Source organism: Psychrobacter okhotskensis, assembly GCF_965638355.1.
GTDB lineage: Bacteria > Pseudomonadota > Gammaproteobacteria > Pseudomonadales > Moraxellaceae > Psychrobacter > Psychrobacter okhotskensis.
The window spans coordinates 1,878,463-1,892,919 of sequence record NZ_OZ281822.1; the positions used below are offsets into that span (position 1 = coordinate 1,878,463).

Below are 14,457 nucleotides of genomic sequence, written 5' to 3' on the forward strand. Positions count from 1 at the left end.
ACTTATTAGGATTAATTACTCCAGTTTAATAGGTGGTTCGACTGGATCGTCATTACTACCAATAACGACATGTTTATCAACTAAATAAATCAGTATTAACACAGGAATACCAATTAAAAAAGTAATCAAGAAAAAGTTTGCGAAGCCAACATTATCTGAAATACCACCCGAATATCCACCCAATACTTTTGGAAATAAAGTCATTAGCGATGAAAATATCGCATACTGTACCGCAGTAAATTTCACAGAGGTCAAAGCAGATAAGAAGGCAATAAATACTGCAGTAGCAAAGCCTGCCGCCAAATTATCAATAACAACTGCCATATACATATAGTTCATATCGCCTGGGTGATAGGTCAATAAAATAAATAGTAAGTTAGTTGCACTTGACGCTATAGCACCAATTAGCATGACATGCATCATTTTCATTTTTTGAGCAATAAGACCACCCAAAAATCCCCCTGCAATTGTCATAAATAACCCAAGAAATTTTACCGCATCAGCAATTTGAATTTTGGTAAAACCCATTTTAGCGTAAAAAACATTTGATAAATTACCCGCTACTATGTCAGATACACGGTAAAACCCTATGAGCAATAGCAGCAGTATTGCTTGCTTACCATATCGGCGGAAAAAATCTGCTATAGGCTCTACCCATAACTGCTTAGCGACAGCTTTTTTTGCCAGCCCAACGGCTATCAATGCATAGCCTACAACGATGGCTACAGCTAAGCTACCAAGTAGTCTCACGACTTCTAACAAAAACTTTAATAATACGCCTTCAGGGCTCTCAAATATCTTGCCAATCAATATAAACGCGCCTATGAATGCCAGCACTGATAAGATAAATAGGAATAATATTCTAATATTATCATTACGTGTCTGCACTGCTGAAGCCACTTTATTGACTATTTTAGGTTGGTTCAAAATAAAATAGACTAACAAAAATGGGGCACATGCCATTACAATCAAGAAGTACGTATTTATCGTGGGCAAATATTCAACAGGTATTAACGTTAAAGGTATATTTAGTATTCTAGTGAAAAAAGTGCTAAGGAACACTGGTACGCCATAGACGATACCCGGAATCAACAAAAAAGCAGCATAAACAGAAAAAATCTTTAAATTTCTTTTTTGCTTCTTTAGATTCAATGATTCTGCTGTAGGCTCATAGATGGCGAACGTCGTCAGCAATCCGACCGACATAACCGCCATCATCGTATAATACGTATTACGCCACGCTTCATAGCTATACGACGTTTCAGACGAGCCAAAATAAGTCGCTAGATAAAGAGCGCCTGCGCCAGCAACAATCATCCCTATACGATAACCTGCGACATATATCGAAGATAAAGTGGCCTGCATCTCAGCACCTGCAAGCTCAATACGATAAGAGTCCACAACAATATCCTGCGTCGCGGATGAAAAGCCTAATAAAACTGCGCCAAGCGCCATTAACCAAAGTACATTGTCTACAACTGGGTTGACACTTGCCATCGTAAAAATTGCCAGCAAGATCAGTAGTTGGGAGATAAACATCCACGCTCTACGCCGTCCTAACCATTTGGTTAAAAAAGGTAGTGGCATAGAGTCAATCAAGGGTGCCCAAATAAATTTAAAGGAATAGCCAAGTCCAGCCCAACCAAACATCGTGATAACGCCTGTTTCAAGACCTGCTTCACTGAGCCATAATGATAAGCTCGAAAAAACCAACAGAATAGGTACACCCGCTGAAAAACCAAGAAAAAGAATTATCATGACACGAATATCTGAAAAAGACTTTAACGCTTCAGACCAAGATTTTTCCGCGACTGGCGGAGCAGATTTGACAGCAGACATAATAACTCACCAAAACTTGAAACAAAAAACACAACTACGCACAATTTTTATCAATCATTTATAGCAAAAACCCGCTATCAGCTGTCGCTAACAAGGATTGATAAAAATTGCTCAGCGTTGCACAAAACGAGCATTACCACAAAATTCAATTATGGTACTTGAGAACGCTTACCTTGACTAGATATTTTTGCATTAACTTATCATAGACAGCACTTCGTCAAAAATGCTATTTCACAGTCGCCACATGGAATGTGATAGTCTGCAATGAAGGGTAAATTTATCCTGATTTTTTCTTATGCTTCTTATGATGTTAAAAATAAGTAAATAAGTAAGTCGTTAACTATTAACCTATTTGTATATAAAAAGAATGAAATCAACGCGAGTGGCGTTATTGATAAGGGGGAATGGCGTTTACAGCATATTGAGTAGGACAAAAAATTAAAACCGCTTATGATTGGTTATTTAAAACTTATGATTCTTATATATCAGTTTTATAAATACATGGTACTTAGTTATGCTTCACGTATAGGCATACATATATCAGCAAGCTTCACTACTAATAAACGTCACTTCTAAAAATTACCATAGCTAGCTATTTTTCCTTTCTCTCACTACCGCCCAGGAGTTATTCAATGTCCAACTCGACCCCCCAGCTCAGCTGACAAAAATGCGACCCCAAACGCTGCACGTTGCCCTATCGATCATGAAAGCAATAACAATAATGGTGCCGCCACTAACACAACTTATGACCAAGGTGATGATAAAGGTCCGACGATTCATAGTGAAAACGTAGACCATACGCATGCGCCGCAGCGCCCTAGTATGGGCGGCTGTCCTGTCATGCATCAAGCACACACTACTGCTGCTTCTACAGCAATTGATTGGTGGCCGAACAGCTTGAACTTGGACATCTTACATCAGCAAGATCAAAAGACTAATCCCATGGGTGCGGACTTTGACTATGCTGAGGCCTTTAAGCAGCTCGACCTAGAAGCCGTCAAACAAGATTTGAAAAACTTAATGACTGAATCACAAGAATGGTGGCCAGCAGATTGGGGGCATTATGGTGGTTTGATGATTCGTATGGCATGGCATTCGGCTGGTACGTATCGTAGTGCTGATGGCCGCGGCGGCTCCAACACTGGTAATCAACGCTTTGCGCCATTGAACAGCTGGCCTGACAACGTCAACTTAGACAAAGCGCGTCGCTTACTATGGCCTATCAAGAAAAAATACGGCAATAAACTGTCTTGGGCTGACTTAATGATTTTGGCAGGCAACATGGCCTATGAGTCAATGGGCTTTAAAACCCTAGGTTTCGCTGGTGGTCGTGCTGACATCTGGCATCCAGAAAAAGATATCTACTGGGGCTCTGAGCGTGAATGGCTCGCCGCTACAGAAAACCGTTACGATAGCGATGAAGATCGTGCGTCACTCGAAAACCCATTAGCAGCGGTACAAATGGGCTTGATTTATGTCAACCCTGAAGGGGTCGATGGCAACCCTGACCCGCTCAAAACAGCGCAAGATATGCGTACGACCTTTGCTCGTATGTCGATGAACGATGAAGAAACCGTGGCGTTGACCGCTGGTGGTCATACCGTTGGTAAATGTCATGGTAATGGTGATGCGACGATATTAGAAGATGAGCCAGAAGCAGCTGATGTCGCCGAACAAGGCTTAGGCTGGCGCAATCCTAAAGGTAGTGGCAATGCAGGCGATACGGTATCGAGCGGTATCGAAGGTGCATGGACGACCAATCCTACCCAATGGGATTACAATTATTTTGAGTTACTCTTAGGTCATAACTGGGAGCTAACCAAAAGCCCAGCAGGCGCTTGGCAATGGGAGCCTACCGATATTCGTGAAGAAGATCGCCCATTAGATGCGCATGACTCAAGCGTACGCCGCAACCCAATCATGACCGATGCCGATATGGCGCTAAAAAAAGACCCTATCTATCGTGAAATTTCAGAGAAATTCCATCAAGATCCAGAGTACTTCGATGAGGTCTTTGCCAAAGCGTGGTTCAAACTAACGCATCGTGATTTAGGTCCAAAAGCTCGCTACTTAGGCGCAGACGTGCCAAGCGAGGACTTCATATGGCAGGATATCGTTCCTAAAGGCAATACTGACTTAACCGCTGATGATATTGCAGCTTTAAAATCGCAAATATTAGACAGTGACTTGAGCCGCCGAGAGTTGATTATCACTGCTTGGGATAGCGCCCGAACCTTCCGTGCTTCAGACTATCGCGGCGGTGCCAATGGTGCGCGTATTCGCCTTGCCCCGCAAAAAGACTGGGCAGGCAATGAGCCTGAGCAATTGCAACGTGTGCTCGAGACGTTAACCAGCATCCAGTCTGGCTTTGATAAAGACGTTAGCTTGGCAGACCTTATTGTGTTGAGTGGTAACGCCGCTCTTGAACAGGCAGCTAATGATGCCGGCGTAGACATTACAGTACCGTTTAACCCAGGTCGCGGTGATGCTGACGCATCAATGACCGATGCGGAATCTTTTGCAGATTTGGAGCCCTTACACGACGGCTATCGTAATTGGGTTCAAGGCGACTACGCGGTATCACCTGAAGAGATGCTGCTGGATCGCACTCAGTTGATGGGCTTAACTGCTCCTGAGATGGTGGTATTGATTGGTGGTATGCGCGTTCTCGATACCAACCATGGTCAGAGTCAACATGGCGTCTTTACTGAGCGTGCTGGCGTGCTTACCAATGACTTCTTCGTTAATCTGACGGATATGAATAACACTTGGCATCCTATCAAAACCAGCGACGATGCTCGTAACACCTCTAACCTTTATGAAGTACGCGAACGTGGCACTGGAAAAACGAAATGGCAAGCGAGCCGTGTGGACTTAGTGTTTGGCTCCAACTCTATACTACGCGCTTATGCTGAGCTATACGCGCAGGATGACAATTTAGAGAAGTTCGTTCATGACTTCGTCGGCGCTTGGAGTAAAGTAATGAACGCCGATCGTTTTGATATCGCTGACTAACCTTCTGTGCTCAGTTTGACATGTTCACTAAGGTTTGCCTTAATAATTAAATCCAAACTTTACAAACAGCTATCTTTTAGAAGGTAGCTGTTTTTTTTGAATAATGCACTTTTATTGAAATTTCAAAACTCGCTAGCAATTAGATTACAATTTCTATATTCCCAATTATTATTAATTGATAGCTATTTATTATATACAAGAATAATAGATTTGATTTACACTGGTCGCTTACGGCATATTCGTAGGTTTTTACTTTTATATACAGACAGGGTTTGTATATTTATACAATAGGATTCAGTTATGGCAATCGACGTAGTGGTCAATCAGCGGCACTTGCAAATTCAGCTCAAGCAGTTGGAGACGGTGTGGCATACGGTGATTAATGGCTATAACTTAAGCCAAGCGGCGACAGTACTGCACACCAGTCAATCAAGCTTATCCAAGCATATCGCAGCGCTTGAAAACCAACTAAAAACTGAAGTATTCGTGCGTCAAGGCAAGCGTTTGACCGGTCTGACGACCATGGGCACAGCGCTCATGCCGCATATCGAGTCTATCTTTGCTGAAATCCGTACGATTGAGAATCTAAGCCTCGACTTTAACAACCCCAATGTCGGTACCTTAACCATTGCCACTACTCATACGCAGGCACGTTATGTATTGCCGCAAGTGGTCAAAGAATTTAAAGAACGTTTTCCTAAAGTGAATTTAATCTTGCAACAGGCTGATCCTGAGACCATCGCCCAGATGGTGATACGCGGGCAAGCTGACATCGGTATTGCAACCGAGTCGTTGCTCCATAATAACTATCTGCGCTGTTATCGCTATTATGACTGGACGCATCGCGTTATTGTGCCAAGCGATCATGAGCTTGCCAGTCACGAGTCTATTGATTTGCCGACCCTCGCCAGCTATCCAATTGTTACCTATCATGGTGGTTTTACCGGACGCGGTGCGATTGATAAAACCTTTACGGATGCAGGTCTTGAGCCAGATATTGTTTTAGCAGCGCTCGATGCTGATGTAATTAGCACTTATGTTGGTCTTGGTTTAGGCATTGGTATTATAGCCGAGATGGCTTTTGAGCCAAGCCATTATCAGAACTTAACGGCGATTCCGGTGGATCATTTCGGGCGCTTTACCAGTTGGATGGCGGTACGGGATGATGCAGAAATCCGCCAATACGGGCGCGCTTTTATGAAATTATGCCAAAAGCAATTTAATCCAGAATAGGCTATCTGCTTAATCATTGTTTTTACCCTCGCTGTAAACATTTTAATAAATATCAGACAGTACAGACTGACGGCATCGTTATCAATAGATAGCGATGCCGTTAATTTTTATGCCTAAAAAGACGTGCCTTCAATAAGAACCAACACGACTAAATGGACTAAAAGCGGCTAAATATTCTAATCTGTACACGCTATTAGATTATTAAGATTTGTTATCGTTCTAACTTTTGACCTTGATATTGCCCGCAACTGCCCCATCATAATAACTATTAAACGGGTAGCACATCGCAACCTTACACCACTAGCAACGATGAACTGGCCTTGTTGTACTTTCAATATTGTTTCGACATGAAAAGCCACTATTTATTTAGAGTTTGTTGAACATTCACAACTTGTTGCACATTCACAAATAAGCACTGCTGCCGTTTATCCTTACCACCCTCAAATACAAATATAATAATGTCGTTAAAAAGCGGCGTTAGAAACACAGGTGATCTATGAGTAACACAATTCCTTTATCCTTTTTAGACTTAGCCCCCGTTCCTGAAGGTCATACCATTGCTGAAGGTATCGCCCAGACGGTTGAGACCGCACAGCTTGCAGAAAAAGTCGGCTTAAACCGTTATTGGATGGCAGAACATCACAATATGCCCGGTATTGCGAGTGCAGCAACCTCGGTGCTGCTAGCGCATATTGGTAGTCAAACCAAGCGAATACGTATTGGCGCAGGCGGCGTGATGCTTCCTAACCATGCACCGCTCGTGATCGCTGAGCAATTCGGCACATTACAAGCGTTATATGGCGACCGTATTGACTTAGGCTTAGGCCGCGCTCCTGGTACAGATGGGGCGACTTTTCAGGCGCTACGTCGGCAGATGAGCGACGCTGAACGCTTCCCGCAAGACGTGCAAGAATTAATGTACTTCTTAGGAAATTCAACTGACAACAGTCCTGTGCAAGCATTCCCTGGCGCCAAATCAAACATTCCTATCTGGATACTCGGATCTTCACTTTTTGGTGCGACCTTGGCCGCACATTTAGGACTGCCTTACGTGTTCGCCTCGCATTTTGCGCCGCAAATGCTCAGTCAAGCTATCACAACTTACCGCGAGCAGTTCAAGCCGTCAGCCTATTTAGACAAGCCTTATGTGATGGTGGCAGCGAACTTACTACTGGCTGATGACGATGCAACTGCCCATTATCACTTTACCTCAGCACAGCAGAGCTTTGTGCGTTTACGCCGAGGTGAAACAGGGCAAATGCCAAAACCAACCCACGATATGGATAGTATTTGGAGTCAAGCAGAGAAGATGATGGTAGACAACGCGCTATCGATCTCGTTCATCGGCTCTGTTGAAACGGTCAAGCCCAAACTGGCTAATTTTCTGGCCCAATATGAGCCAGATGAGTTGATTGTAACGGCCAACGTTCATAATCAAGCAGCGCGTTTGCGTTCACTTGAACTTACACCTGAGCTAAACTTGTTTACTTTACAATCGGCAGCGGCACTTGCATAATTATTGATAACTTTTAATGAGATTATGGTCATGGAACCCTCTGCTTTTATTGGTTCATCAATATTTTTGTACATCGCAGCATTTATCGCCGTTATGGTTGTTGGTGGATATTTAACGTATCGTACCAGCCCAAAACGCAAACAGCGCCGTGAAGATAAGCGCGATAGAGATAACTAAGGCTAATGTCAAAAGCCCTCTTTTCTTATTTGAAAAGAGGGCTTTTTTATTGCTAATAAATATATAGCGCTTTTACGAAAGATGACTTCATTTTAAAAATGGTGATAAACATGCAATAAATTGCCTTTAAACAAGAAAAATAGTGTAGATACTATTGAAATATCAACCAGCTATTTGACGCCGTTTAGCAACGTTTAATCGTTTTTATCACATTTAAATGACTATAAATTGAAGCGAAGACACACCCTGATTGGTCTATTATAAAACGTATCACCAATCAACTGATGAGCCGAGGTTTTGTTTTGCAGCTTGCTTAGCGACATATAAAGCGACTGCCGCATCGAAACTAGCCGCGCCCACCGATTTAAATAACGTGATGCCTTTTTTAGACTGAGTCGTATCTTCTTTTAGCTCGCTCGTTACCAGCGCTTGCAAATCGCCACTAAGGTCATCCCAAGTCCATACGCAATCAGAAGCAGCATGCGCTTGAATCAAATCGCCAGCCTCATGGCGACTGCCGGCCAAGTCATCAACGACAACCCTACTGCTGCCAGCTATGACATCATTGCTGATTTCTTTCATTGAAGGTTGATAAGCACCAACCGCGTTGATATGCGCATCAGATTTTATTTGATCGATACTAAATAAACCTTCGGTTGCACGGGTCGCTACGTTAATGATATCCGCATGACGAACAGCCTCACTGATTTCGTTGCAAACCTGAATGTCAACATCCCACTGCGCATAATCACGAGCAAATTTTATCTTAAATTGCTCGGCTCCTTCGTGGTTTCTGTTCCATAAATAGACCGTTTTAATATCGGGGCGCACTGTCAGTACGGCATGCAGTTGCTCGTAAGCCATGCCGCCGCAGCCAACGACAGCTACACTTTGGCAGTCAGACTTTGTCATATACTTAGTAGCGATACCTGATAAGGCGGCCGTGCGCACCTGCGTGATATAGATACCATCCATAATCGCTAATATTTCACCCGTATCATTATTAGAGACGGTAATAATAGCGGTGGTCGTTGGCATATCACGACTAGGGTTATCAGGGCAAATTGTGACGAGCTTGACAGCGGTATACTCTTTTTCACCATCATAAATCGTGGCTGGCATCGATAAATGCGAGCCTGAACTGTGAAGCTTATCTTCACTAAACGTCTCGATAACCAAACGTTCAGGTGCTTTAACCCAATTAGAGTGTGCTGCTTGCTGAGTTAACAAGGTTTCAATCGCTTCAATCGCAGCTTGCATATTAAGATGTTCGGTCACTACCGCTTGATTTAATAATTGCATTAACATAGCTCCTGTTTATATTTTATTATTGAACTGCTCTCTTATCTTATCATGCTAAAACAACCACTACATCCACCCTAAAGCACGTAACATCGCCGCACCAATCGCCATGCCAAACATGCCTACGACGGTGGTAAACGCTAAGATATTGGCGGCTAATACATCATTGCCACCCATGGCTTTTGCCATCACGTAGCTGGCGGCCGCTGTAGGTGAGGCGGCCATCAAAAACAGCACGCCCATATGAACGCCCGTTAGCTCGAAGCTCAATCCTACTGCGATAGCGATTATTGGCGCGACGACGATACGGCCAATACTGGCTTGCATGGATAATCCTGAAGGATGTAGCATCGACTTTAAGTCAATACTGGCGCCTGCACAAATCAGTGCTAATGGTAATGCTACGGCCGCTAGTAAGTCGCCAGTCGTATGAATCACACCTGTTATCGGTGGTAGCGGCAACGCCTTATAAGCAAAGGCAGCTAGTAAAGCGATGATTAATGGATTGGTAAAGAGTTTTTTGATGATCATGGTGCTACGACTAACCCACGTATCGTCCACGCTTTTCGACACGCGACTGAGGGTAATCACAGCTAAAATATTAAATAATATCGTCACCACACCCATATATACCGCACCAATACTTAAACCGCGCTCTCCGTAGGCATTGGCAACTGTCGCCAGTCCAATAATGGCCATATTGCTACGAAATATACCTTGTACAAACACTCCTTGATCTACGGGACGACTGACAAAATGCTTGGCGTAAATCTCTGCCCCAATGAATAGAATAAAAGTCACTAAAATACCAGCAACTATCAGGGTAATTTGCTTGCCATAATCCACATTACTATCGACGACACTGAAGAAAAGCAAACAAGGCAGACAGTAATTAAAGACGAAGTTTGAAGATTGATCGATAAAGCTCTGGCTTGCCTCGCCGCGTGTTTGCATAAAAAATCCCAACCCCATTAACGCAAGGTTGGGCAGTACAATGGTAATTGCAAAAACAATGGCTTCGATCATAGATAAGCTCGGATCAGCAATATGCTCAAAGCTATGTTGTCAAAGCCATGAGCACGTACTTATTATAGGTTGGACAAAATAGTGGAAAGTTAAGGCGTCTACCCCATAATTATTTATGGTCTGGTTTTTTGACCCATTTACCGTCAGCACTTTTTTCGTAGACATTCTCAACGGCAGACCATGCGGTCGCAAACCAACGTGACTCCTCATCATACTGTTTACTCGCACTATTAAACGCCGCACGAAAGATTTCTTGTGCGTGTTTGGGTAAGTTGTCTTTTACCGCATCCGGTAAGTCTGATAATTTATCATAAGGCATAAAAGCATTCCTTGTCTGTAATCGACTATCGACATCATCTTTAATCATTCTATTCTACCTATTATTTGTTCTCAAAACAGAATAGAGCCATATTATGCTGTTTTTAAATTGTTAAGAATATTGTTAGGCGCTTTACCATAAAAAGAGCCCATAACTAAACAACGTTATGAGCTCTTTTTATCATTCTTTATTCATTGTTCTTTTTTTAGTGATGTTTTACGACAAATTTAAAGCTGCTGCGACTTTTTTCTGCTTCTTGACGGTCATGGCTAATAATTGAATGGCGGCAGGCGTGACTCCACTCACGCGCCCAGCTTGGGCAAGTGTAGCAGGACGGACTTGCGTGAGCTTCTGCACAATCTCATTTGATAGCCCTGACACGATGCTATAATCAAAATCAACAGGTAGCGCGGTGTTCTCCAAGCGCTTCATTTGATCAATCTCTTCTTGCTGACGATCAATGTAGCCGGCGTACTTGACAGAAATTTCAATCTGCTCACCCACCTGTGCATCGACTTGCGAATCAGTAATCGAAGCGATATCGGCAAAGTGGATTTGCGGACGTTTGAGCAGATCAAAAGCAGTTGCTTCTTTGCTAAGTACTTCGCCTGTTTGCTCAGTGACTTTTTGCCCTAGAGCATTGGCAGGGGTTGCCCACATATCTTTTAGGCGAGCAGACTCAGTAGCGATAGATTCCATTTTCTGCTCGTAAGCCTGCCAGCGCTCATCATCAACCAAGCCAAGCTTACGACCCGTTTCAGTCAAGCGTTGATCCGCATTGTCTTCACGTAGCAATAGACGATACTCAGCACGGCTAGTAAACATACGATACGGCTCAGTCGTGCCATGTGTAATCAGATCATCGACAAGCACGCCAAGATAGGCTTCATCACGGCGCGGTGTCCACGTTTCAAACTCGCTATTATTACTAGTGACGAGTGCAGCATTCGTTCCTGCTAGCAAACCCTGCACGCCTGCTTCTTCGTAACCCGTCGTACCGTTGATTTGACCTGCGAAGTACAAACGATCAATAGATTTGGTCTCAAGCGTTGGTTTTAGATTTTGCGGATCAAAATAATCGTATTCAATCGCATAACCGGGACGGGTAATGTGCGCGTTCTCTAACCCTTTCATACTATGAATAAAGTCTAATTGCACATCAAATGGTAAGCTGGTTGAGATGCCGTTTGGATACAGCTCATGCGTCGTCAGACCTTCTGGCTCAATAAAGATTTGATGACTGTCTTTATCAGCAAAGCGGTGAATCTTATCTTCAATCGATGGGCAATAACGTGGACCCACGCCTTCGATTTTGCCAGAGAACATCGGTGAGCGATCTAAATTCTCACGGATAATGTCATGGGTACGCGCATTGGTATGGGTGATATAGCAGTTGACCTGCTCAGGATGCATCGACACATCACCCATATAACTCATCACTGGCAATGGCGTATCGCCTGGCTGTACGGTCATCACACTAAAGTCAACGCTACGTGCATCGATACGTGCGGGTGTGCCAGTCTTTAAACGTCCAACTGGCAGCTTAAGCTCACGCAAACGGTCAGCCAACTTGATCGAAGGTTGATCCCCTGCGCGTCCGCCTTTTGAGTTCTCAAGACCAATGTGAATGACACCGCCCAAGAAGGTTCCTGAAGTCAGTACCACAGTTTCGGTATTAAAGATAATGCCAGTCGAGGTGACAACCGCCGTCGCGCGACCATTTTCTACCAAAATATCATCAGCACCTTGTTGGAATAAATCAAGATTAGGCTGGTTTTCTAGCGTTTCACGAATGGCGGCTTTGTACAAAATGCGATCTGCTTGCGCACGGGTCGCACGAACGGCAGCGCCTTTGCGACTATTCAATACGCGAAACTGGATACCTGCTTTGTCCGTCGCCAATGCCATGGCACCGCCCAACGCATCAATCTCACGTACCAAGTGTGATTTACCGATACCGCCAATCGCTGGATTACAGCTCATCTGCCCCAGCGTCTCAATATTATGCGTCAACAGCAAGGTCTGCGCGCCCATACGTGCGGCCGCCAGAGCAGCTTCAGTACCGGCGTGACCGCCACCGATAACTACCACGTCGTAATGTTTTGGATATTGCATGCATGCCTCGCTTGACAGATAACGTCAATATAAATAGAGAAAAATAGTCACCAATTATAGCAATTTTTAGTCGGTATTCATATTATTACCAGGACTCAGCGGCACAATACGATCTGCGTGACCACTACCTAGCATATGCTGACTACCATAACCCTCTGGATTAATCTGCAAGTAGGCATTCATCTGCCCAATCGCATCACCGTCATCACTGGCTAAGATCTGACCTTTAATCAGTTCAACGGGTGGCAGTGGTAAGTTTTTGAGTAATGCCAAGCGCTGATCGTTATCACCCTTATTGACAACCAATTCAATTAGCTGACGCGCATCAATCGGCAAATCTGGCGTATTTTGTGCCATTAATGCTAGGTGATAAGCACCAGCCGTGTCTTGATCCGCAACGACACGCTGCTCAATGGCCACATAAGTCGCTTCAGTTGCACCGCCTGCCACACTGAGCTGATGGATACATTTAAGTGCTGAATTCGGCTCATTGCCCGCAATATCAATAATACGCGTAGATTCATTTTTTAGGTGTTCACGGCGCTTCTCGATAGCCGCTTGCTTGATCACTTCTTGTTGCTTATTTTTTTGATCATTTTCTTGATCAGCAACTTGTGGTTCAGTAAGTTCATTATTATTTAATTGATTATTCATAAGTCTCTCTTATTATATAAACTGGATTTATCTTGAACACTATATGGGGTTAAAACCTATAAAAACAATCAATTGCACAGACAATAAAAAACCCGAATAACCATTTTAATCTATTAAGAAAGGTCATTCGGGTTCACTGTGCTTTGATATCACGCTTTGCGTTTAGACATTAAGTTAGTCTAATCATGCGAGTAAATATTAAGCAGCAGGGCTGTTTGCTTCAACCAACGGCTTAAGCTCACCTGATTGATACATTTGTAAAATGATGTCAGAACCGCCCATCAACTCGCCATCAATCCATAATTGTGGAAACGTTGGCCAGTTGGCAATTTTTGGTAATGTTGCACGGATTTCTGGGTTTTCTAAAATATTGACAAAGGCAAATGGACGACCGATTTGGGTAAGTACCTCAATCGATTTAGCAGAAAAACCACACTGTGGAAACTGCGGTGTCCCTTTCATATAAAGAATGACTTTATTGTCTTTAATTTGATCACGGATCAGTTGTTCAACATCGTTTGCAGCGGTATTTGGGGTTTGCTCACTCATAAAAGCTCCTATTGATAAAGCGGTTCATTGAAATGGTTATTTATATGACAAAATAGTACTATGAAGATATGGTTGATACATGGGGCGATTGCCACGGTATTACAAGCAAAATCTATATACTGGTCCAGCCAATCGTTATTTGGCTTCGACGACATTAGGCACTAATAATACCACGGCATTGGCCATAATGCCCTCTTGCCGACCGGTAAAGCCTAGTTTTTCAGTCGTTGTGGCTTTGACACTGACATGTCCAATATCAGTTTGCAAGTCACTGGCGATATTCTCACGCATGGCCTGATTGTGCGGGGCAAGTTTTGGGCGCTCACACATCACCGTAATATCAGCATTGCCAAGCATATATCCTGCCGCTTGTACCTTGCTATAGACATAACGTAGCAATACTCGCGAGTCCAGACCCGCATGCGCCGCATCAGTATCTGGAAAGTGCTGACCGATATCGCCAAGCGCCAAGGCACCCAACAGCGCATCCGCGAGTGCGTGCAGTACTACATCGCCGTCAGAATGCGCCAGTAAACTATGGCTATGCTCAATAAGCACACCCGCTAAGATGACGTATTGCTGCTGCTGACCATTATTATGAAAAGCATGAACGTCGATACCTTGACCAATTTTTATCATTGTTATTCCAAATTAAGCGTGATTAAAATAATTGACAATCACTATCTAAATTTTCAAAGCTATTTTCTGGCAG

The 14,457-nt window shown here is 43.6% G+C and carries 12 protein-coding genes; 4 read left to right on the forward strand and 8 right to left on the reverse strand.

Features of this window, described 5'->3' with window-relative positions; translation table 11 throughout:
• Nucleotides 1-15 precede the first annotated feature (15 nt).
• Nucleotides 16-1,839, reverse strand: coding sequence for an AmpG family muropeptide MFS transporter (locus ACSUPM_RS07880; protein WP_201577670.1), 1,824 nt, complete (start codon nt 1,837-1,839; stop codon nt 16-18).
• An 822-nt stretch (nt 1,840-2,661) separates the two neighbouring features.
• On the opposite strand from ACSUPM_RS07880, the gene katG reads away from it, so the two are divergent.
• The 4 genes from katG to ACSUPM_RS07900 all read left to right on the forward strand — a co-directional run bounded on the left by katG (nt 2,662) and on the right by ACSUPM_RS07900 (nt 7,780).
• Nucleotides 2,662-4,854 carry a catalase/peroxidase HPI gene (gene katG, locus ACSUPM_RS07885; RefSeq protein WP_436879829.1) on the forward strand — a complete coding sequence of 731 codons (2,193 nt, stop codon included), beginning with the start codon at nt 2,662-2,664 and terminating at the stop codon, nt 4,852-4,854.
• Nucleotides 4,855-5,154: 300 nt separating this feature from the next.
• Entirely contained in the window at nt 5,155-6,087 is a 933-nt protein-coding gene (locus ACSUPM_RS07890) for a LysR substrate-binding domain-containing protein (protein WP_436879831.1), read from the forward strand.
• Nucleotides 6,088-6,583: 496 nt separating this feature from the next.
• On the forward strand, nt 6,584-7,603 hold the full coding sequence (locus tag ACSUPM_RS07895; RefSeq protein WP_025652793.1) for an LLM class flavin-dependent oxidoreductase: 1,020 nt from the start codon (nt 6,584-6,586) through the stop codon (nt 7,601-7,603).
• 30 nt (nt 7,604-7,633) lie between these two features.
• Complete coding sequence (locus ACSUPM_RS07900; RefSeq protein ID WP_156915630.1) at nt 7,634-7,780, forward strand: hypothetical protein; 147 nt, start codon at nt 7,634-7,636, stop codon at nt 7,778-7,780.
• A gap of 270 nt (nt 7,781-8,050) precedes the next feature.
• Here the strand turns inward: ACSUPM_RS07900 and ACSUPM_RS07905 are convergent, their stop codons facing one another.
• The 7 genes from ACSUPM_RS07905 to ispF form a co-directional block, all read right to left on the reverse strand.
• A complete protein-coding gene (locus ACSUPM_RS07905) occupies nt 8,051-9,082 on the reverse strand; it encodes an ornithine cyclodeaminase family protein (protein WP_350588352.1) in 1,032 nt (343 codons plus the stop codon).
• Between the two features lie 66 nt (nt 9,083-9,148).
• Nucleotides 9,149-10,108, reverse strand: a complete 960-nt coding sequence (locus ACSUPM_RS07910) for an AEC family transporter (protein WP_201577554.1) — start codon at nt 10,106-10,108, stop codon at nt 9,149-9,151.
• Nucleotides 10,109-10,217: 109 nt separating this feature from the next.
• Nucleotides 10,218-10,427, reverse strand: coding sequence for a ChaB family protein (locus ACSUPM_RS07915; RefSeq protein ID WP_025653313.1), 210 nt, complete (start codon nt 10,425-10,427; stop codon nt 10,218-10,220).
• Nucleotides 10,428-10,643: 216 nt separating this feature from the next.
• Nucleotides 10,644-12,542, reverse strand: a complete 1,899-nt coding sequence (gene mnmG / locus ACSUPM_RS07920) for a tRNA uridine-5-carboxymethylaminomethyl(34) synthesis enzyme MnmG (protein WP_025653312.1) — start codon at nt 12,540-12,542, stop codon at nt 10,644-10,646.
• A gap of 66 nt (nt 12,543-12,608) precedes the next feature.
• Nucleotides 12,609-13,196: a hypothetical protein gene (locus ACSUPM_RS07925; protein ID WP_350588353.1), complete on the reverse strand. Its 588-nt coding sequence runs from the start codon at nt 13,194-13,196 to the stop codon at nt 12,609-12,611.
• 198 nt (nt 13,197-13,394) lie between these two features.
• Nucleotides 13,395-13,745: a Grx4 family monothiol glutaredoxin gene (grxD, locus tag ACSUPM_RS07930; protein ID WP_025653310.1), complete on the reverse strand. Its 351-nt coding sequence runs from the start codon at nt 13,743-13,745 to the stop codon at nt 13,395-13,397.
• A gap of 135 nt (nt 13,746-13,880) precedes the next feature.
• Nucleotides 13,881-14,384 (reverse strand): 2-C-methyl-D-erythritol 2,4-cyclodiphosphate synthase, encoded by a 504-nt coding sequence (ispF, locus tag ACSUPM_RS07935; protein ID WP_037025748.1) that lies wholly within the window; start codon nt 14,382-14,384, stop codon nt 13,881-13,883.
• Nucleotides 14,385-14,457: the final 73 nt, after the last annotated feature.